13 protein-coding genes and 2 pseudogenes are annotated in these 21,809 nt (G+C 40.9%); 7 read left to right on the forward strand and 8 right to left on the reverse strand.

Annotated features, from left to right (window positions below; all coding sequences use genetic code 11):
- Positions 1 to 14: 14 nt before the first annotated feature.
- From QUB56_RS20550 to QUB56_RS20575, 6 genes are all read right to left on the reverse strand, one after another.
- Positions 15 to 719 (reverse strand): eCIS core domain-containing protein, encoded by a 705-nt coding sequence (locus QUB56_RS20550; protein WP_332957676.1) that lies wholly within the window; start codon positions 717 to 719, stop codon positions 15 to 17.
- A gap of 43 nt (positions 720 to 762) precedes the next feature.
- Positions 763 to 1,263, reverse strand: coding sequence for a hypothetical protein (locus QUB56_RS20555; protein ID WP_332957677.1), 501 nt, complete (start codon positions 1,261 to 1,263; stop codon positions 763 to 765).
- Positions 1,264 to 1,856: 593 nt separating this feature from the next.
- Positions 1,857 to 5,144 (reverse strand): hypothetical protein, encoded by a 3,288-nt coding sequence (locus QUB56_RS20560; RefSeq protein WP_332957678.1) that lies wholly within the window; start codon positions 5,142 to 5,144, stop codon positions 1,857 to 1,859.
- Positions 5,128 to 7,431 (reverse strand): hypothetical protein, encoded by a 2,304-nt coding sequence (locus QUB56_RS20565; RefSeq protein WP_332957679.1) that lies wholly within the window; start codon positions 7,429 to 7,431, stop codon positions 5,128 to 5,130. The genes QUB56_RS20560 and QUB56_RS20565 overlap by 17 nt, the downstream gene beginning before the upstream one ends.
- A 160-nt stretch (positions 7,432 to 7,591) precedes the next feature.
- A complete protein-coding gene (locus QUB56_RS20570) occupies positions 7,592 to 8,815 on the reverse strand; it encodes a DUF4159 domain-containing protein (protein ID WP_332957681.1) in 1,224 nt (407 codons plus the stop codon).
- A gap of 65 nt (positions 8,816 to 8,880) precedes the next feature.
- Positions 8,881 to 10,134 carry a pentapeptide repeat-containing protein gene (locus QUB56_RS20575; protein WP_332957682.1) on the reverse strand — a complete coding sequence of 418 codons (1,254 nt, stop codon included), beginning with the start codon at positions 10,132 to 10,134 and terminating at the stop codon, positions 8,881 to 8,883.
- Between the two features lie 213 nt (positions 10,135 to 10,347).
- On the opposite strand from QUB56_RS20575, the gene QUB56_RS20580 reads away from it, so the two are divergent.
- Genes QUB56_RS20580 through QUB56_RS20590 form a run of 3 tightly spaced genes read left to right on the forward strand, consistent with a single transcriptional unit; the run spans position 10,348 to position 12,758 of the window.
- Entirely contained in the window at positions 10,348 to 12,210 is a 1,863-nt protein-coding gene (locus tag QUB56_RS20580; protein WP_332957683.1) for a tetratricopeptide repeat protein, read from the forward strand.
- A 24-nt stretch (positions 12,211 to 12,234) separates the two neighbouring features.
- On the forward strand, positions 12,235 to 12,627 hold the full coding sequence (locus tag QUB56_RS20585; protein ID WP_332957684.1) for a phage tail assembly protein: 393 nt from the start codon (positions 12,235 to 12,237) through the stop codon (positions 12,625 to 12,627).
- A 5-nt stretch (positions 12,628 to 12,632) separates the two neighbouring features.
- Positions 12,633 to 12,758 carry a DUF6760 family protein gene (locus tag QUB56_RS20590; protein WP_332957685.1) on the forward strand — a complete coding sequence of 42 codons (126 nt, stop codon included), beginning with the start codon at positions 12,633 to 12,635 and terminating at the stop codon, positions 12,756 to 12,758.
- A gap of 276 nt (positions 12,759 to 13,034) precedes the next feature.
- Here QUB56_RS20590 and QUB56_RS20595 read toward each other — a convergent pair whose 3' ends face one another.
- Both QUB56_RS20595 and QUB56_RS20600 read right to left on the reverse strand, forming a co-directional pair.
- Complete coding sequence (locus QUB56_RS20595; RefSeq protein ID WP_332957686.1) at positions 13,035 to 13,580, reverse strand: hypothetical protein; 546 nt, start codon at positions 13,578 to 13,580, stop codon at positions 13,035 to 13,037.
- Between the two features lie 30 nt (positions 13,581 to 13,610).
- Complete coding sequence (locus tag QUB56_RS20600) at positions 13,611 to 14,174, reverse strand: hypothetical protein (protein WP_332957687.1); 564 nt, start codon at positions 14,172 to 14,174, stop codon at positions 13,611 to 13,613.
- A 249-nt stretch (positions 14,175 to 14,423) separates the two neighbouring features.
- On the opposite strand from QUB56_RS20600, the pseudogene QUB56_RS20605 reads away from it, so the two are divergent.
- The 4 genes and pseudogenes from QUB56_RS20605 (at position 14,424) to QUB56_RS20620 (ending at position 21,680) form a co-directional block, all read left to right on the forward strand.
- Positions 14,424 to 15,647, forward strand: a pseudogene (locus QUB56_RS20605) (ISL3 family transposase).
- A gap of 29 nt (positions 15,648 to 15,676) precedes the next feature.
- Positions 15,677 to 16,324 (forward strand): annotated as a pseudogene (locus tag QUB56_RS20610) (IS1 family transposase); the annotation flags it as partial.
- 726 nt (positions 16,325 to 17,050) lie between these two features.
- Positions 17,051 to 21,376: a S8 family serine peptidase gene (locus tag QUB56_RS20615; protein WP_332957688.1), complete on the forward strand. Its 4,326-nt coding sequence runs from the start codon at positions 17,051 to 17,053 to the stop codon at positions 21,374 to 21,376.
- 163 nt (positions 21,377 to 21,539) lie between these two features.
- Positions 21,540 to 21,680 (forward strand): hypothetical protein, encoded by a 141-nt coding sequence (locus QUB56_RS20620; RefSeq protein WP_332957689.1) that lies wholly within the window; start codon positions 21,540 to 21,542, stop codon positions 21,678 to 21,680.
- Positions 21,681 to 21,809 lie beyond the last annotated feature (129 nt).

Here is a 21,809-nt window from a genome sequence, read left to right on the forward strand (position 1 = left end):
TTATTGCTTGGTGATTAAGGCACAGGAACTAGGTTGCGCGGTGGAAAAACCCGACTTCCCTCAGAAATGATGATATACATCAGCAGTGCCGTTCCTGTCAGTCCTGTAATTTCTGCCATTTTTTTCATAAAGTCTGGTGACACCTCCGGCTTAGATTGGCGTGCTTTGACGCGATCGCGAACTTTCTGACATCTCACAAGCCTCTTTATTGCCTCCTCTACAGCTTGTTTATGTGTAGCATCGCCTCCTCGGAAGCATTTATTATTTATTCGTAGGCGAGCATTAATACATTTTGAGCTATTTTCAGCGCTTTCTTCTAGCTCTTCAAGTGTCTGCGATTCATTACACCTTTTCTTGCCTTTACACCATTTATCCACTTCATCTTGAAGTCGTCGGTGTTCTCCCGGCTGGCAATCTCCCGGCGGAAGCATTGGTGAAGCAGCACCAGGAGTTGCTTGGCGCTGAAGTAAATGTTTAGCAGATTTCGAGAAATTAATTGATGGGTTTTTATTCGCTACTTCTGCCTCTTCTGCTTCACAAGCAGTACATTTGGGTTGAACGCTACTATCTGCACTGCGCTGTCTAGAAGATGCGCCTGTCTGCTGTACCACATGAGTTAATTCATGTGCAGTCAGCTCATCTTTAGCAGGCAACTTCCCTGCACCGTAGTAAATATCGCTACCGTGAGCAAAAGCTTGAGCGCCTAACTCTTTGTTCATCTGAGCTGCTGCACCGTCGGTATGCACTTGGACAGAGCTAAAATCAGCACCAAAGCGGCTCCATGAAGGCCCGCACTTCATCCGATAAAGGGCTACCACCCCCCTTACTAGCACTTAGCAGGCTCTCTACATTGCCACTTGCTTGGGACTTACTCTCTGGTGCAGGCTTGGTTTGCACTTCCTCTTCCTTGTTTTCCTTTAGGGTAGTTTCCCGTTGGATGTTACCCGCCAGAGGTTTGGTTTGCACTTCCTCTTCCTTGTTTTCCTCTGGGACAGTTTCCCGTTGCACCAGCGGAGCGATCGAAGCTGCCAGAGGTTTAGCTTGCACTTCCTCTTCTTTATTTTCCTCTGGTGCTATTTCTCGTTGAATTGGCTGCTCGCTTTCCGGTGCAGGCATCGTCATGATTTTATTTGCCATCGCATCGGCTTCCTGCTCGTACTTATCCCCAGGCGCACCAACTGAAAGCTTTGCCTGTACTCCTGCTCGACTTTGAACTTCTACTGTTACCCTACTTCCGTCAACGTTACGGCGTTTTGTCTGCACTGAAGGCGTCTGCTTTGGCGCTGGCGCATCGTATATTGCATCGGTGAAAGGTTACTGCCGAGATGAACTTTTTTGCACCAGCAAGGAAGAATTCGATTGAGATTCTTTCTGCGCCCATTGCCTGTTCCTACCCAGCTCCTTCTCCTAGCCTATATTTGAAAAATTTATTTTATTTTGCCATGATTTTTGCAACCAGAAGCTAGCACAAAATAAAATTTAAACTGGACTTCCCCATAAAACTGTACTAACAGTCCTAAAACTCTTACTCAAGAAAGGATGCAACTGTTGAGCTGAAAGTTTGTACCCATTGAGCGGCAATAGCTGACGCAGGCGCGAGCGCTCTATTGTTGTAGATTCAACATAATTGCCGATCGCAAAGAGATATCAATCATCTACATGGCTACACAATTTTTTACTCAATAACTGAAACCTTTGTGATGAGAGGCTTTTGAGCCGGTGTAAGTATATTTACAGGGGGAAGTTCAGTTTAATCTGCGAGTCAAATCACAGAGCCGAGCCAAATTGTAAACTTTCTTTAGTTTGGAGCTAATTTTATATCGAAAAAGAGATGAGGCTCGCACTCTACGCAAACATCAATCCGGTTTGGGTGGCAATTCAATTGGCGACAGTGTATCTGCATTAGAAGGTGATGGTGAAGCACCTCCGGGTGCAGTTCCTCCAGGTATAGCGCCTCCGGGTGCAGTTCCTCCAGGTGTAGCACCTCCGGGTGCAGTTCCTCCAGGTGAAGCATCTCCGGGTGCAGTTCCTCCGGGTGAAGCACCTCCGGGTGTAGTTTCTCCGGGTGTAGATGTTTGGGGTTGAGTTAAGCCCCTGGGTTCAACAGTATCGATGACCACTGATTGCGTTTTTTGTTCGCCAGCTTTATTAGTTACTCTCAACGTAATCGTGATGTTGCTAGGAGGTTTATCCAGCCTCAAACTTTTAGCACCTTCGGGTTTTTGAACTTCTCCCAAGGGCAGTAATTCAACTTTAATATCTTCCCCATCTTCTACTTTCCAAGAGGCAATAATATCAACTGGTTTTCTGTCTTTATTAATTTCATAAATGTACTTAGCCTTTTCACTAACATCCCGACCATTGACTCGAAAATAAACAATCTTGACAGGGGTAGCTGGTTTCGGCGGGATTGGTTTAATTTTAACAAGTGGCGTATTTTTAGTAATCTCGGTGGCTCCCTCAGCTTGCTTAGGAATTACGCTCAGTTTAAACGTGTAATCACCCGCTTCTTTTGCACCCGTCGGCAGATTTTGGCAAATCAAATAAGTGGTTAAAGCACAAAATTTTCTTAATTCTAGTGGCAAGCTATTATTAATATTATAAGTTTTTAATTTACTGTTAAGCGAACCATCAGCAGCTAGGCTTGCTAGCCTTAATTCTCTAATTTGATTGGCATCACCAATTTTAAAATTTAGTAATATTTCTTCCTTTTTAGCAGCTTCATAAAATGGTTTAGTGGATAAAATTTCAGTAATGTTTGGTACGGGTAACGATTTAACTGTAATGCTATCCGTTTCTTGAGTATCAGAAGGTTGATTAGAATTTTGCATGGAAAACACTTGTAATTTGTAAGTATAGTTTCCTGCTGTAGTAGGTAGAACGCGGATATTTTCACATATAACCATATCTAAGTTATTGGCAGAGCCAGTTTTTACAGGACTATTCGGCTGAGTAATTAAAGGACTTGAGGTTTGAATTCTACACTGATTTAACGGCACAGTATTTTGAACTGCTGAACCATCACTTCCTTGTTGAATGATTCTCAGTTCTTTGATTTGGCTTGGGTAACTGAGACGCCAGTTTAAAAACACGGGTTCTTTATATTCATAGTTAAGTTTGTTAGGTAAAACTTTGTCAATAATTTTTGGGATAGGCGAAGGTTCAATAGTAACGGTATCGGTTTGTTTTGTATCTGAAGGTTGGGTAACATTTTGCTTGGAGACTACTTCGAGTTTGAAAGTATAATCTCCAGGTTGAGTAACATTTATAGCTACGCCTCGACAAACTAAAAATTCTTGCCCTTTGATTTTTTCTATGTTGTTAGGCTTCGCTTGCATTCCTTGAGTAGGTGAGTTTTGAGGATTGCAGTAAATGAATGTTTTCTTGACAGGCGAACTGTTATTAATTTGCTGAGTTACAATTAAGTTTTGTATTTGCTGGGGGTTGCTAATTCTCCAATTTAGAAGTAATTGATCTCCGAGAATGTCTCGGGAAATTGACCTGCTAGATGAAAATTGAATAATTTTTGGCGTATCGATTGGTTCAATTGTAATGGTATCGGTTTCTCGAGTATCAGAAGGTTTATTTTGACCTTGGGGATAAACTTCGACTTTGAAGGTATACTGGCCTGCTTGTTTGGTTTCTGTGGGTAAATTTTTGCAGTTAAGCTGATTGTCACTCTCCTGGCAAAATTGCAATAATTCGTTATAGCCGTAACTCTTAACATTACCATTTCCTTCGCGACTTTGGGGAATAATTTTTACCATGGAGAGTTTGCTGCTATTTTGAAATTTCCTGTTTTTAAACTCCCAACCGCGCCAGTTAGTCAGGGTTAAGTTTAAATTAACTGGTTTGGCTGCTAATTCTTGATAAACTTTTGTGACTGGTTCTACTCGGTTGATTTTGGGCTGAATGAAAGCTTTCTGCCAAAATAGAAATGCACCAACTGAAATCAATCCCAATAACAGCAATAGCAATAGTAAAATAGGTAGCCAAACTTGCCACCAAGGACGCGGTTCCCAGATTAAAGTTCCTTGGGGTAATTCTTTGGGAAGTGCTGAAGGTTTGGGAGTTTCGGGGAGGAGTAAAACGCGGTTATTTTCAAGTTGGATGTCAAAATTAAATTCTAGTGCTTTTCCCCATAAAGGACGCCGCCACCACTTGCGAGGTTGTAGTTTAAACGGGATATTGGTAGTAGATATTGGTGGCAGGAGTGCGGCAGGAAATTCGGGGGTATAGCTAAAAAGCCGATCGCGGTCGCTGGCGGCGATCGCAATTTCACGAGTAATATTACCTTGGTTGGTTAACTTTAGTTCAAATATTCCCTCCTGCGTCGGTATTCTAAGCAAAAGCGGATGCAGTTCGACATCCAATGTTTCATTCGCAAGAAGTTGCAAATACACCACATCCAGCAAAACTAAATCTTCTCGGTTGCTGGAGATTAAGCGGATAGTAGGAAAGTAATTGCCAGCAATAGTATATTGGGGTGGATGCAAAATTAGAGTAATTTCGCCTGTGTTCCCTGGGTTGAGTTGTAACCCATCGGTTTCTTGCACTAAACCAGCCGTTTCAATGTTATTCTCGGGATAGCGGATGCTATACCAATCGTTGCTTAATTCGGGACAAATTAAATAAAAGCGATCGACTCTTCTAGAACGATTTTCTACTGTAACTTTGACTTCTAACTTTTCTCCAAATGGAAGAAGGTAAGGGTTAGTTGAATTGGTTAATGGCTGCACGGTAAATCCTGGTTCCGTGTCTGCTTCTGCATCCCGTTCGGAACGCAATACCCGTAGTTGCTGAGGACGACGAAAGAGTTTGTCTGGGTATTGAGCGGGAGCCTCGATCAAAATGTCATACTTGTATAAATCGACGTTTGCTTGTGCGGGAACTTCAAAGGATAAAGTGACTTCGCACTCACCTTTTGGCTCTAATCTTAGCGGATTTGGTCTACTGAAAGTACACCAACTTAGCAAAGGTTCGGATTTAGCATCTCCCACGGCAATCCAAATATCAATATCTGCATTTTTTTCGCCCAAATTTTTGACAGTTATGTCACGTTTAGCAGTAAATCCTCTAATCACTTGATTCGCTTCTACGGAAAAAATGTCTTCGATGAATAGAGGGTTATTGACACTTTGCATTGTTATTTTCGTCACTCCCATTAACACGATATAATTTTACTCGATTTTTATCATCGCCGGTTAAGATAAACAAGTTATCATCTAATGCTTTAATGTCAACGCTGTTGATTCTAATACCCGGAAAATCGGCGATGATTTTTCCGTCTTGGTATTGAGGCGATCGCTTGCGGTTCTCTAAAGGCCAAAGTACCACTCGTCCATCATCTCCTCCACTGACTAGGTAGCAACCATTTTGGCTTAAAGCAGCAGATCGAACGGGTTGGTTATCCTGACCTTGATGCCACCGATCAATAATAGCATTGTCGCAATCTAAGGGAATAACTACATTTCCCAAGCCATCAGTTTTGAAGGGGCTGAAATAGCCGTATTCTGCAATCGCAGCAGAAGTAATATTAATGCACTGGCGAATTTTATTCATGTCCCATAAACTAATATATCCTTGGTTATCAGAGGAAGCTAATAAATTTTGACTGTCGGCGAGCGCTAAACTATTAATGTATTGATTTTGACCTGCGATTGGAGAAAACTTTTTATCTTTTTTCCCCTTTGACGAGAAATATTCGAGTTCGTAAATTTCGCCGTTCAACCAGTTCCACAAGGATAATTTATTGTACCGTCCGGCGATCACAGCTAGGGCATTAGGTTGTTTTTCCCGAATTTCGCTGATAGCCAGCGCATAAATAGTAAAGCGACTATTAGCAGTTTGAGGTTGCTTTTTTGGGGATTCTAGATCCCACTTACGCACAACTCCACTCCCGTGACCGCTGAACAAATAACCAGAATCTTTGGTAAAATCGAGAGCAAAAACGCGGTCTGTTCCCTGATAAATAGACCGTGGCTCTGTCTTTAATAATATATTCCAAAGTTTAATATCACCACTTTCTAATCCGGAGGCAATTATATAATCTTCTCGGGGACTTTGGTGAATAACGCGCACGGATTTTTCGGTTTTTTCGGCAATAAAACCTTCATATTTAAGTCGGCGCCTATCTAGTTGCCAAGAACTTCGATCTACTTGCCAAAGCCGAATAGTTTGGTCGCTGGAACCGCTAACAACTAAGCTGCTATTGCCAATTAAACGGACGGAATTGACAGAACCTTTATGATAATCCTGGGGATTTAGATACCACAATAGCCAAAGTAGCAACAGCAGTAAAAGTCCCCCCAATAATTGCAGCCAAAATGGAATGATCGGTAAAATTTGCAGTTCTAAAACTTGGCTGCTAGGATTTGAACTAATTTGTGGATCGGATTGGGCTGTATTAGGATTAATTAAAATTGGCGATACTTCAAATAATAGCCGTCGTTTTAACCACCACCAAGGTCGTCGCTTTTTCGCCACTAAATACATTGTTTTGGCTTCACCGGGAGCAAGTTCTATTGGTTCAGGGATCTTTAAACCGCATTGCTGTATATCTTGTGCGGAAATTTGTAGGTGGATTTCTTGAGGTAAATTGCTGTTGTTAGCAAATTTCAATTCGTAAGTGGCCACTTTAGATTGTTTTTTAGCACCTTTGATTTTTAGAACCGGAATTTTTTGCACTTTATTTTTGCAAATAAAATCTACATTTCCTTGTGGTAAAAGTTCTAAAACTCCTTTTTCGTGGGGGTTACGGTTGCTAGTGTTGGATTTTGCCTCAATAGCGAAATCATATTTTCGGCTGAGAGTTCGAGTATTTTCTTCAGCCTGACACCAGAAACTTGTTTGTTGGTAGTCTCCCGCATCTATTTGCAATGTTTGTTGGGTTCCTTGAGTTATCCATTCGGGTTTTAAGCCAGATATTTTTAGTTGTACCTCCGTAGCTTTTTGGCTGAGATTATAAACTATAACTGGAATTTCTATTTCTTCCCCCGGCAAAACTTTGAAGTCTTTAATTGGTAGATATAGCCTTAAAGGTTTACGTGCTTTCTCAACAATTAAATTAATTTTTTGACTAATAGATAAATTGGGGAATTCGACCGAAAATACTCTTAAAGTTAGTTCGATCGTTGCATCATAAACGGGGATGGGCGGTTTGGTGATAATAACGTGAAAAGTGGTGCGGTCGCCAGGGGGTTTTTTAGCAGAAACTTCGGGTTCTAGGTTGTACCATTTAACATTGGATTCTGCATCGGCTCCAATTGCTAGTAGCTCGATGTAAAAGCTGGCGAACTTGTTGCTTTCATTGACGACAGTTACCTCGAATTTATTCTCATCATTAGCAGTTTGATCGCCAGATTCAATGACGAGATCTGGGATTAATCTGATTTCCCGTTTGGAAACAATAGCTTTAACAAGATTTGGCACTTTTTGCTCTCCCCATATAATTGATAATCATATCCTGTCCAGTAGCTTGGCTAGTGCAAGTGTTTTTTACACTGGACGGGCGGGATAACCCCCACAACATTTGAAACTAACTCAAGAGATAAATAAACCCGCCCCCCCTAAGTGCATCATTAATAAATGTTTATTGTATCAACTGCATAATCTGACGCCGACGTAGGGCAAAATGCAGGATGTTAATTCCTAACTCTTGAGCTGTACGGATGTCATTTCGATTTAGTAATTCGTCATCTAATCCCCAAGCATTTGACAAAGTGCCGGTGACTAAAATAATTCCACCTCCTTGCCAAATTTCCATGGGCGATTGATTAATAGTTGGTAGAGTAGCAAACAAAAAAGGTTGGGTTTTAAGGGGATGATTGCGACTCAATTCTTGCCAAGATTGCCAATTAGTTTCTAGCTCTTGGGTAATGATGTTGTTGATACTCTCGACTAGGAAGTCGTTATTAGTTGGAGAATCAATTAAAATGATACCACCCGTTTTTAAATAAGTCTTTAGCGTGTCAATTTCTGTTTCATCTAGTTCAACTATTTGCCAATCGGCGAGATAAACCAAATCATAAGGAGCGACAGATTGGGGCGTTTGCAAGCTAGCTTGTCCGATTTCTGTTTCTGCTTGCAAATTCGGGTAAAGTGCGGCGACTGATTGGATTAAAAAAGAAAGATTTTCTCGGTAGCGATCGCTCAAATTTAGCCGAGCAGTATTGTACAGGTCATCTGTCTCTTTTTGTTTCATATTAGCCACTTTTATTACTGCTTGAGGTCTGGCTTTGGCTTGGATGCGGTAGCGTAAATCTAACTGATTAAATGAGGGAAATAAAACATCCGTTGGGTTTTCTAGTTTAACTAGACCTGGTTGCAATTTAATTCGACACAATTCTATTTCTTTGGCAGTGGGAGGCTGAATTTTTTCGTCAAATCGCAGCCATTCTCGTAACGTTTCAGTATTTTGCTGTTGTTCGGGATTGTCAGGTTCTACATAACTAACTACCAAGTAAACGGTCAGAGTTCCAGTTACAGGCGCTTCGGTTTTAATTCGATATGTTCGGTCAATAGCTTCGTTAACAACGATCGGATTTCCTTCTACATCAATCGCAATTCCTGGTTGAATTTCTAACCAACGTCGATCGCGAAATTTTGCTGCAATTTCAGGAGGTGGAGCAATTAATCTTACTCCCAATCCACAAACAATTCCCGGCTGATTGAGCGATTGATAGTGAACGTTTTGGCGGCGGCGGTGGTAATCGTGCGCCAAGAGCCACCGTTGCCTATTCATCATCAAGCCGTCATAAATATGAAGGCGTTCAAAAGGATCGATCGGCGGTAGTGGAAAAAATTGATGAGTCATACAATTTTAGATTTTAGATTTTGGATTGGAGACTGGATAAACGCTCTTGAGTGACCAATTACCAATTAGCAACGCTTTTGACTCCCATCCGGCATGATTGTACCACAAAAATTAGTATTAGTACTTAAGTTAGTTCCACTTAAAGTTGCTCCTTTTAAATTGGCATTACTTAAGTTAGCGCCTCTTAAGTCAGCACCCCTCAAGTCTGCCCCGCTTAAGTTGACACCGCTTAAATCGGCATTAATCAGATTAGCCTTTGTTAAATTTACTTTTCTAAGTTGGGCTGTTGTTAAGATAGCTTGTTGTAAATTAATTGCATTTAACTCAGCGCTAATTAAATTAGCACCGTTTAAACTCAGGTTATCAAAATTGCTTCTGCTCAGCTTAATTTTTCTGATGTTAAGTTCTCTAAAATTTACGCCTCTGAGGTTAGCACCAGGAAAATTATTGTGGCTCAAGTAAATATCTCTAAGGGTTACATTAAATAAGCTGGCGCTGTTTAAGTTGGCTCTATTTAAGTTAATTCCAGTCAAGTCCCCTTCTCTGAAATTGGCAAAAATTAGGTTTGTATTACTCAGATTGGCGTCGCGCAAGTTAGCGCTATTGAGATTAGCTTGATGGAGATTGGCTTGACTGAGGTTGGTTTTGCTGAGGTTGGCTTGACTGAGGTTGGCCCTAGTGAGGTTAGCATTAGTGAGATTGGCATTTGTAAGCTCGGCAATAAACAAGTCTGCTCGCAATAAGTTGGCATTACTTAAGTTAGTATTCTGCAAGTTAGTGCCGCTGAGGTTAGTACCGATTAAATTGGCATTTTCTAGATTAATTTCACTAAGATTTAGGTTGCTCAAGTTCGCACCTTCTAAATCGGCTCCCCGCAGATCTCGACCGCTGATGGACTGATTCGCAATTTCCCAGACAATACGCCACTTGGTATCAATTTCTGTTTCGTCGTTAAGTTTAGCATCTCTAAAATTTGTTCCTCTAAGATCGGCGTTTCTTAAATTAGTACCCCTGAGGTTGGCACCGCGCAGGTTAGCATTGCTCAAGTTGGCATTTCTCAGATAAGCACCACTTAAGTCAGCATTACTCAAGTTGGCGTTTCTCAGATTGGCGTTTCTCAGATTGGCTTGGTGCAGGTAGATGTTTGGCAGGTTGGCGTTGCTGAGGTTACATCCCGCACAGTTTCTAGTTTCCCGCAACCGTTGCACCGCTGAGGTATCTTGCGATCGCGCTTCTGTTCCTACTCCCAACAGGTACAGCCCAGCAATCGCCGTTAACCAGTGGGTCAAAATTTTGCTTCTCATCATTTTAGCTAGCATTAGTAAAATTCATTCATAGACGCATACACTCTATATGTATGATAACTACTGCGCACCTTACTACTATAGGTTGTGTATCAAGCTACTTTTTGCCTAAGTCGTGTCATTGTTAAAAAATGTATTACTTTATCGGGAAAATTTAAATCTGCTATAAATTAGTTTAACTGCGCTTGAAAAATTTTTCTCAGTTTATGTATTTGGCTGGGATATTATATGTTTAAAATATCTCCTGAACAACTGCAATTCCTAGCTTTCGCTGTTAAAAATCGAATAAGTATAGCCCTTGAGGGCCGTACCTCATGCAGGTTTATTTCTGTAGTGGCAGCATTAATGCTGCCACTACAGACACAAAGTCTTTCGGCTGAGCTTCAATCATTGGCAATGGGGGATAACCCCGCTCACTTGAGCGATCGACTGCTATCTCAAGCAGGATCAGACAACTTTGGCTTAAAAGATTTTAAGTTCTGGGTTGCCCAGTGTCAGGTATTAGAAAGCGAGCAGAACTATGCGGAAGCACTGGCAGCTTGCGAACGAGCGATCGCCCTGAAACCAAACAGCAAAAACCGCCAGATTTGGTCTAGTCGCAGCAATGCCCTTTTACAGTTAAAACGATATGCCGAAGCGGTAAATTCTTATGATTTTTTACTGCGGTTTGACGCCAAAAATTCTCAGGCTTGGACTCGTCGTGGAGAAGCATTATATGAATTGGGTAAGTATGATGAAGCGATCGCATCCCAGGAAAAAGCATTGCGAGTAAATGGAAATTGGGGCAATGGAACACCAGCGAATGCCTGGTATCATAGAGGTTTAGCGCAAAGAAAGTTAGGGGAAAATGAAACAGCCCTGGCATCGTTCGAGCGAGCTTTAAGTATTAATGCAGATGATGCGATCGCCCAAGTGGAACGCTGCAGCACTCTATCAGATTTAGGGAGACAGGAAGAAGCACTCGCGGCTTGCGATCGCGCGATAGATGCGCTACCAGCACCAGCTTTTACCAACCGCGCTATAGCGCAACAAAGGGCCGGAAAAATATTAGACGCGATCGCATCTTACGAAAAAGCTTTAGCGATTAATCCTAACGATGCTACTGTATGGACGCACCAAGGAATTCTATTAGAAAAATTAGGGCAGAATGAAAAAGCACTGACTTCTTATAACAAAGCCATTCAAATTAATCCTAAATCTGCTTTCGCTCAAGTCAATCGCTGCGCCACGCTCAATCGATTAGCTAACTACAAAGAAGCACTAGCAGCCTGCAATACTGCAATCAATGGAGATGGCAGTTGGGGAGATAAAAATCCCGCTTATGCCTGGAATCAACATAGTAGTGCGTCGCTCGGACTGGGCCAATACCAAGAAGCGCTGAATTCCGCTGAACGAGCTATTGATATTAATGCAAATATGGCCGAAGCTTGGAACAACAAAGGAGTCAGTTTGTGGCATTTACAAAAGTATCAAGACGCCCTAGTTGCCCTACAAAAATCAATAGAAATTAATCCTAACTACACTCAAGCCTGGTTCAACACTGGCAGAATATTCAGTACGTTAAGACAAAATAGTTTGGCAATCCAAGCTTACGAAAAAGCTTTTGACAGCGAGATTAATTTTAATGCTAATTTAACTTGTAATAAAATTTTGTATGACCGAGAAAATTTAGGAATGTGGCTATTGAAAGAATACGAAAATGTTTTAAAATCAGCAAAAAGCTACTGTGCTGATGTTTTAGCAAACAAAAGCGTAGCATTATGGCAGTTGAGCGATTACCAAAACGCCCTAAATTCCGCAAACCTTAGCATTGAACTTAACCCTAAATCCTTTGAAGCGTGGTACAATCTAGCTATAGTGTTAGTAACTTTGAAACAGTATAATCGAGCATTATATGCCTACGAAAAAGCTAGCAGCATCAGACCCAACAACTTTTATGTTTTGACTGGTAAAGGTGTAGCCTTAGAAGGAGTGGGGCGATATCAAGAAGCTCTCGAAGCCTTTGAAGCCGCTTTAAACATTAATCCCAATTACGAGCTAGCTCAGCAACAACGAGATTTGTTATTAGAAAAATTCAAGCTCCCAATTTGATCCAATCTGTTAGGAACCCCGCTTATGCCTAATCAAAACTCACTGCAAACAGAATTTAAATTTAGCCTCCCTAGAGGCTTAGTAGATGACCAGGGAAAAGTTCACTCCCAAGGATTTATGCGCCTTGCCACTGCCAAAGATGAAATTTCTGTTCAAAAAAACCGTTTAGTACAGGATAATCCAGCTTATGGATTTTTAGTGATGCTTTCCCTCGTAATTACCAATTTGGGCGATTTAGTTGAAGTAACGCCTGATTTGTTAGAGAATCTTTTTACCTACGATCTTGCCTATTTAAGAGAGTTTTATAACCGAATAAATCAACAGGGTATTGCATCTCTTCCTGTTAAATGTCCCAAATGCAGTAACGACTTTAATGTGGAGCTTGAACTATCGGGGGAGTCCTTCGCTACCCCCTAGACCAAGTGTATGAGGAGGTAGCCTGCATCGCATTTCATTTCCACTGGTCTTTAGAAGACATTTTGAATTTAGAACATACTAATCGCCGGCTTTGGGTAAGGCAAATCGGTTTATTGAACCCGAAGGCTTGAACGGGAGCCTGATAGAAACCATTTGATATCTTGCGATTGCTCATAGCAGTTGCTCGGCTCGAAAAGCTCTTTTTGGAGGTAGTTCGGTTTAAAGGACCGCACTCGATTGGTTTTCTTGTTGGTTGTCCTCTCGCTAATGCTTTGGAGATAAAATTACCAGAAAAATACCTAAAGCCACCCTGTCGTATTCTAGTAACCTCATGGCAAAAACATCGATAATTTTAAATGGCTCTACCGAACCTAGTATGTAAAAAAGTTCACCGGGTGACAACGCCGTCACAACGTCCGTATCATCAGGGACATAGCCCTCAAACCCCTCTGAAAAAATGGTAGCTTGTTCCGTCTTATTGCCATTAATTCCTCAATCATTTTTTCACAACCTTCTATTCCTACTACCCAATAATGACCATACAATCCCATCCAAAAACTACTATGTCGGCGTATAGTTCGCTTTGCTTCTTTGAGGCGGTCCACATATTTTTGAATACCGAGCTTTTGAATTTTTTTTCCTTGTAAAGTGGCGCAAATGTAAGCTAAAGCTATCAATAAAATTAAAGTTTTCAAGCGCTCAGTCGAAGCGTGACTTTTTTCAAGATTATAGCCTCCCGTTTTACAATTTTTGAACATAGCTTCTCTGCCACTGGGACATTGAAATGTGGCGACAGCTTCTTTCAGAGTTCCTAAATTTGTGAGCAGATACCAACCTTCGTCTTCCCTATGACCTCTATATCGACGCTGCCAATAACCTGCAATATCAAATAAGCCAAACCCTTTTTGCTTGGTAACTTGAACATCCTTTAAATAAAAGCTAGTACCAGGCATTAAACCTAAATCACTTAACCGTTTAAAATTTTATCCTGATTCAATATATCGCCCCTTTTGTATTCTTAAAACAAACCTTACATTCTTTTCGCTTAACCATTTGGCAAGTTTGACGCTACCAAATTCCCGCTCTCCTATGAGCACGAATTTATATTTGTTGATCAGCCGGAAAATGGGTTGAATTAATTTTTTTTTCTCTCCGATATTACTGCACCCTTTTTTGGGTAAAATCTGCCAGTACAATGGTAAAGCTCTTTGCTGCCAAATTAGGCAGATGAAAAATATATTTCGGTCACGCCACTGCGTCCTATCAATAGCAATTATTAAGTATTTTTGTTTGTTGAATAGAGTCCTTAAAATGTATTTAATCAGAGGGAACCACAATTTTTCAATATTCAGAGTCGGTAATTTGAAAAATCTTTGAATGGCGCGTCTTCTACTCTCAAATGCGATCGGGTATGGCATGACTGTTGGCAGGGATTCAATACTTACTTGTTTATGTGCTTGCAGCAGAAAAACTCTAATTTGCAGAGTTAAGTATTCCGCTTTTTTTAGTTGTCTTTGGAAACAATTTTGGTAAAATGGAGGTAACATTGTATATATATGGGGTTGCTTATAAAAATTGACCCCATTTTTTTTTACCATAAATCGGTCTAACCTTTGTTAGCTATGGGTCAAGACGGGGTTGTCACCCCCTGACGTAAAAAAGTTAATAATTTTTATAAAAATTAACTATAAATTATAAAATTTAGGTGCTGGCAAAGCAAGTATATATTGACTTACAGGTATTTTGGGGATCTAATAAAGTTAGAGCTTACAGAAATTAAAATAAAAATTATACTTATGGCCTCGAATCCTCAACTTCATCTAATGACCAAACTCCTTAATATTGAGGGAGTGACCGTCAAAAGTTATCTGATTATTGAAAATATAGGAATCACGATTTACTTAGATAATAACAAAAAAAAAGCCCTTGGCCCCGACTGTGGGAAGAAAACTGATAAACTCCATCAAAATCATTATTATGTAGTGAGGGATTTGCCGTTGGGAGAGCAAAAAGTATATTTACAAGTAAATCGCCGTCAAATGAGGTGTGAAGGTTGCCCAAAAAAAATTAGTGAAGACTTAGAATTTGTTAAAAAAACTAGAACTTATACAGAGAGGTTGAAAAAAAAGATTTTGTCAGAATTATTAGAAAGCGATCTGAAAAATGTGGCTCAAAGGAATGGAGTCAGCGAACAAGAAATAGAAACCATGTTAAAAGAATGGGTCAAGGAATTGAGCGGACAAAAACCATCTGGATTAAAAAGGCTAGGAATTGATGAAATTGCTGTCGTTAAAGGACAGAAAAATTATTGTGTAGTTTTAGTAGATATCTATAAAAAAATTATAGTAGAAATTATCAAAAACCGAACTCAAGTGGAACTCAAAAAATACCTAGAAGCCTGGGGAGAAGAGGTTTTAGAACAAATAGAAGCCTGCAGTATAGATATGTGGAAGCCTTATAAAAATGTCTCAGAAGCTTTAATGCCACAAGCAGAAGTTGTGGTCGATAGATTTCATGTTATGAAGCAAGTAAATGAAGAATTAGATGGAGCTAGAAAAAAAATTAATAAAGCAGCCGTTGCCTTAAAAAAAAATCGAAAAAAGCGCAAATACTCTCCGCAATAAAAAAGTAAATGTGTCTTACTAAAAAATGAAGATTACCTCACTGAAATCGAAAAATATCAGTTATAATCAGTCAAAAAAGTGGCTCCTACATAACACAAAATGCATCAATTAAAAGAAGAGTTTATCCAAATTTTTGAATCCCCAAAAGATTTGGTAGAAGGATTATTTAGTTGAAGTGATTGGTTAAAGGATGCAATTTCCGTTTTCCCCAAAAGCTGTAGGACAATTATTAGGTGGATTGGACAAATTATTGCGTATTTTGATCGGAGGACTACTCAAGGAGTTGTGGAAGGAATTAATAACAAATTAAAGCTCATCAAAAGAAAAGCCTATGGGTTGAGAAATTTTGACAACTTTATTCTGAGGAGCTTCTTACATTGGCATTTTGCTAGTTAGTTTTACATACTAGGTTCGGTAGAACCTAAAAAACAAAATACAAATGTCAAAGTTGCGGTCGCCAATTTGTGGAAACTCCGACAAACAAAGTAATTAGCTCACAAACAAAAGATTTAATCGATCGACTTCTTTTGGAGAAGATATCTTTGGCTGGTATAGCTAGAAGCACGGGTGTTTCTCAAAAATGGTTACAGGATTACGTAAATAATAAATATGCCTCAATCGAACGCACAGGAAAGGTTAAACCTAAAAAAAAAGTCAGATTGAATGTTGAATGTGATGAACTGTGGTCATTTGTAGATTGCCCAGAAAATAAGCAATGGGTATGGTTAGCAATGGATAGAGAAACCAGAGAAATTATTGGTGTTTATATTGGCTATCGTAGCGAAGAAGGAGCAAAACAATTATGGAAGTCTCTACCTCCTGTATATCGACAATGTGCTGTTTGCTATACAGATTTTTGGCAGGCTTATGCTTGTATTTTTCCTTCGCTACGCCATCAGCCAGTTGGTAAAGACAGTGGAAAAACTAATCACATTGAAAGATTTAATAAGAGTTGGCGCCAACGTGTTTCTCGCATCGTAAGAAAGACTCTTTCATTTTCTAAAAAGTTAGAAAACTATATTGGTGCTATTTGGTATTTTATTCATTATTACAACTATGTTTTTAGCCAATGAATATCTAATCACTACATATTTATCACTACCCTCTTTATAAGCTTCATACTGAGTGCGGTCGCGTTAACTTAAATTTATCCTCAAAGCTTTGCTAGGTAAGGCTTTAAGATTATTTACAGATGCTTGGGCTGTTGAGCAACTTGCTCAACTGGGGGTAATTGCCTTGAAATCCCAGCCAGCTCTGGTTTAGGAAACCGGAAAACTAAAAATTTAGGACACTAAGTACGGAAGAGTCGAATAATTAGGTATTATCCCTCACTGAGGGACGTAATGTAAGGTAGCTTTTAAGTTTTGGGCGTTCGGCAACTCAAATATAAACTTATGTAACGATTTACCGCAATTCGCATAAAAACCTCAGGGTACTCCCAATAGATAGTTGAGGGCGTATTAAACCAATTATTTTTCGGGGTAACATGACTAAACTTGACATCGGGGCATTGACTGGCAGCACAAGCTACACCGGTAGTTTAGACAGTACAAATATCACGGTCAAATCGCTGCTATATTCTCAATTTTAATGAAAATTTGTAAATTTTTATTACAAAAGAGACGATTGGAGTAAAAAGTAAGGCTTCGCTTAAGCAGACAGATTGTAGGTCTCAGTTGCAGACGATCGAGAGACTAGGTAGCTAGTAGGGCGTAAAAGCGAGGCCTAAGGCTGGCTACGCCTACGCGCATTCCTGCTAGTTGCTTTTTATAAACCTAAGTTTATTTATCGGGGTGCAAATGTCTAATATTGAAATTGGTAGTCTCAAAGATAACTATTTCCATATCGGTTCCACTGGTAAAACAGAGCCTACAGATACGTATTTTTTCAGTCTCCCCACTATGGGTAGTGCCCGAATCTCTGCGGTCGGTTTTAGCGGTGATATCAATATGGAACTGCGGGAAAAAGAAGGGAGGCTAATCAAAAGTATTTCAACTAGCGACAAAAATCCGGTAATTATTAGCATCGATAATTTAGAGGTGGCGGACTATATTTTAAATGTTTCTCCGGTTTCCGGCAACACAAACTATCAAGTCAGTCTAACTCCAGATGGTAAAGTCGATCCGTTAACGGGCATGGGGGTTGAGGCTGGGTTTTTTACCCCCGATCAAAAAGGTGAAGTCGGCTTTGATTTGCTCCACGATGGCGGTAGATATAAAGGTGAAGTAGCTATTTTCAGTCTCGATGGTATGGAGGAATTCACTTCAGATTCTCAAGAATTTATTAAGGAAGCTTCAAAGCGAGCGCTGAGTGATTCTGTATTAGGTCATATCGTGATTTCTGAATCGACAGAGGGTGCAAATCCTGAATTTAGGGGCAGTTTGGGAGACGAAAATTATAATAATGAGCCCTATAAGGGCATCAAGACATTTACCATGATTCCCGGAAAGGCTTTTGCTGTGATGTTGGTGCCAAATGGTAAGGTGCAAGAGGTTTTTGACAATCCTGACATTGGTGGAGATAAGCATCCGCTGTTTTCATTATCTAGCAGCAACCCAAATGATGCCTGGCTGTACGGTCAAATAGCAGATATTACTGGTGCTGGCCAGGCATTTCCCATAGAAAATCAACGGGTTGATGTGGGTTCAGATAGGGACTATGAGGATATCATTTTTAAGTTGACGGGTGCGACAGGTAAAGCGGTTTTGCTGAAAGAAGTCATCGATCCAGCTAAGGATTGGACTACTTCTGAAGGTGGGAATAAATTAATCGATTTTCTCACATTAAATCCCGCCAAAGATACAGCCCCGCACGATTTACAATTTGAGTTAGAATTAAATTCTACAATAGGTGAAGCGATTGAGTTGAAAAGTGGAAAAGTGGCGGATACTAATGGAGTAATTGATATAGCCCGAATAGATTTATCCCTGCGAAGAGAAGGGGGTCAGTGGACTAATTTAGAAGATGCGGCGAATTTTATAGCCGATAGTCAGGGCTTTGCAACTTTTAGTTATTCTCTACCTGCTTTAGCGATAGGGACTTATGAATTAAAGGCGATCGCCTACGATCGAGAAGGCGCTACTAGCAATACGGTACTCAAAAGCTTTACGGTAAACGAGGCTACAGTTACATCAACTTCGACACCGACTCCAACTCCGACACCGACTCCAATACCAACGCCGATTAACCGATCGCCAGAAAATTCGCAATTTAGCCTATCAACTACTTATAAACCAAACGAGGCCATTCAGTTAACAAATGCTAAAGTTTTTGATACCAATGGAGCCCATAATTTAGAAAAAGTAGATTTTGGGTTGCAGGAAGAGGGGGGAGAATGGACAGATATTAGTGACGCTACTACTTTCATTCCTGACAGTTTAGACAATCGTTGGGCAACTTTTGATTACACTTTGAATGGGTTGACAGCGGGTAAAGACCAGTTGAAGGCGAGCGCCTACGACCGAGCAGGTGCAGCCAGCAATGAAGTGCTAGGCAATTTGTTTGTTAATACTGCACCAGGCGATTTACAATTTAGAATTTTACCTCTATATACCAAGGGTGAAAAAATTAGCTTTAGTGGCGCTAAGGTTTTTGATAGTGAAGGAGTCAGGGATATTGCTAAAGTCGATTTCTGGTTCCAAACAGAAGGTGGTGAGAGAATTGAGATCGCTAATGATGTTACTGAGTTTACCAGTGACAGTGATGGGCTTGGCAGATTTAACTTTAGTGCGGATTTGAGCAGTTTAGCACCGGGTCGTTATCAATTGTCGGCGATCGCCTACGATCGAGCAGATTCTGCTATTTCAGAAGCAAGTGAAAAATTTGCTCTAATTAGCGATCCGGGTCCAGATGGGTTGTCTGATGAAGTGAGATTGGCGATCGTCGGTGCTGCAAATCTCAAAAGCTACCCACGAGAAGCTTTAGCTGCAACAACGGAATGGGTTGTTTGGGTAACACCTGGACAGTCTTCACGGGAGTTAGCAGCTAAGGTTGGTGCGATCGATCGGGGCGGTACCGGTCAGATTCCTAACACATTTATCTGGAAATTTCGAGAAGGAAGTTCTCCAGAAGAAGTGGCGGCTCAGCTAAAAAGACTGTCAGGAGTAGAATATGCTTACCCGCAGGTGCCTGTCAAATTAAATTTGTTGGACGCACCGAATGACACTTTATACCCCCAACAGTGGAATTTAGCAAACGCGAATGTCCCCGCAGCTTGGAATGTAACTAATCCTACAAATCGTCTACCAGTGCGAGGGAGGGGCGTGACTATTGCTATTGTTGATGATGGTTTGGAACGCAATCACCCAGATTTAGCTAATCGGTACAGCCCTAGTTTGAGTTGGGATTTTACTGATGGAGATGACAATCCATCGCCCTCATCCATCACTAGGTTTATAGATCCTGTTTTATCACCACAAGGTAATAGTGGGAATAGCATCAAGTTTGATTTTCCTGTAACTTTCACAGGAATGGTAAAAGATGTTGAACATAACTTCGATTTCACTCAATCTCTACTACCTAATTTACCACAACCACAACAGTTAGAGGTATTGCTGTCAAGTCCCAAAATAGATCCATTCAATCCTTTCTATCGACGCGCTTCGTTTGGAGTAAGACGATGGTGGCCTGGTAGGAATCATTTGGAACTTCGCCAAGTCACGGCTGCGTTAACGGGAAATACCTCCACCCCAAGCTTTCCCCTGAATCAAGGTACATTTTATAAGACTTCTGTGGGTGGAATTTGGGAATTAGAAATTAAAAATCCCGACCCCAGTCAGTATGATTCGGCCGCAATGCAACTGCTTGGACAAGAACTTTTGGAACACTGGAAATTAAAAATTAGGGCTGCTAACCCTCACGGAACGGCAGTGGCTGGAATTGCAGCAGCTAGTGAAAACGGTCAAGGTATAGTTGGTGTAGCTCCTGAAGCGAGATTAGCAGGAATACGGCTATTGGGTAAAATCGATCCACTCAATTACGAAGTTGACCCCTCGGGACAAGAAGTTGCTAATGCTTTGTTTGATCCTCCGACACCAGCCGGAGTATCTAATCGCAATCAGTCGATCGATATTTTTAATAACAGTTGGGGTCCTGAATACCTGAAGCGGCAACCTTTAGCTCTAGCCGCGCTTGAAAGTGGAGTTACCAAAGGTCGAAAAGGGCTGGGAAATACCTATGTATTTGCTGGTGGCAATGAGGGGAATTACTATGGGAATGTCAATTATAATAGTTTTGCGAGTTCCCGTCATGCGATCGCCGTAGCAGCGATCGACCGAGCAGAGAAGCACGCCCCCTATAGTACACCCGGAGCAGCAATTTTCATTTCAGCCCCCTCCGACAATGGCGCTGCCGATAACTCACAAGGGATTACAACAACAGATATTTTGGAAAGTCAGCCTCCCTATGCTAATGATTTTGGCGGGACTTCTGCGGCGGCGCCTTTAGTTTCTGGAGTTATTGCTTTGATGCTTGAGGCTAATCCTAACTTAACCACACGCGACATACAGCACATTTTAGTTAGGACGGCTTACAGAAATGACCCCAGTGGCCAATATGAGAATGGGCAGCCAAAATGGCAGCAGAATGGAGTACAACGTTGGGTGAGTTATGAATATGGCTTTGGGGCGATCGATGCTGCCGCTGCGGTGCAAGAGGCTGTTAATTGGACACCAGTGGGAAACGAAGTTTCAGTGACTTCTGGTTTGCAGGATGTGATTAAAAGGATTCCTAATGGCATTCCTGAAAGGATTCCTGATGGCAGCACACAGGGAATAACAAAGAATACTACGATTTCCCAAAATATTACTGTTGAAAAAGCAGAAGTAATTTTTGATGCCACCCATCCAGACTGGGGCGACTTCACGGTGAAACTAATTTCACCAAATGGAACTGAATCAGTGTTAGCAAGTCCCATACCTAACCCCGCGAATTCAAGCGAGAGCGAGAAGATTGTGCCTGATTCTCCTCAGTGGAAATTTATCTCTCTTCGACACTGGGGTGAGTCATCGCGGGGTGAATGGAAGTTACAGGTTATTGATAATTATGGCAACCCATTAGAAGGAACGTGGAACAGTTGGAAGCTCAATCTTTACGGATCACCGATCGAGACTCGACCAGGCCCTTGAGGTTGTTCCTAATACAAAAGACAGCGGCTCAGGCAGTTGATAGAATATTTTGAAGTGGGCTACTAGCAGTTTTGGCAAAGATACTGTTTTATTCAAAGTTCCTCTCAGTAATTTGAGCTACAACACTAGCACCAATGCTTTTACCATTTGGCTACTATAACCATTGCCCCAGATTACCGATTTAGTGATTATTGATGGCACGACTCAGCCTGGATTGTCAGATAGTCTAGTGATGAAATTAGATGGCAGTAATGTATCAGTGGATAATTTATATATCTCTGCTGGCAACAGTCCATTTAGATGATACATATAACCTTCTGATAGATAATGTTTGCAACATATATAAATGGTCATGTTAGTGGCTTGGTGAAAAGTCAACTGTATGCAGGTTCTACTGATGCTGTTCTAATTAAATATAAACTTTGTAAAAAAA

The sequence above is a fragment of the Microcoleus sp. AR_TQ3_B6 genome, assembly GCF_036702785.1.
Lineage (GTDB): Bacteria > Cyanobacteriota > Cyanobacteriia > Cyanobacteriales > Microcoleaceae > Microcoleus.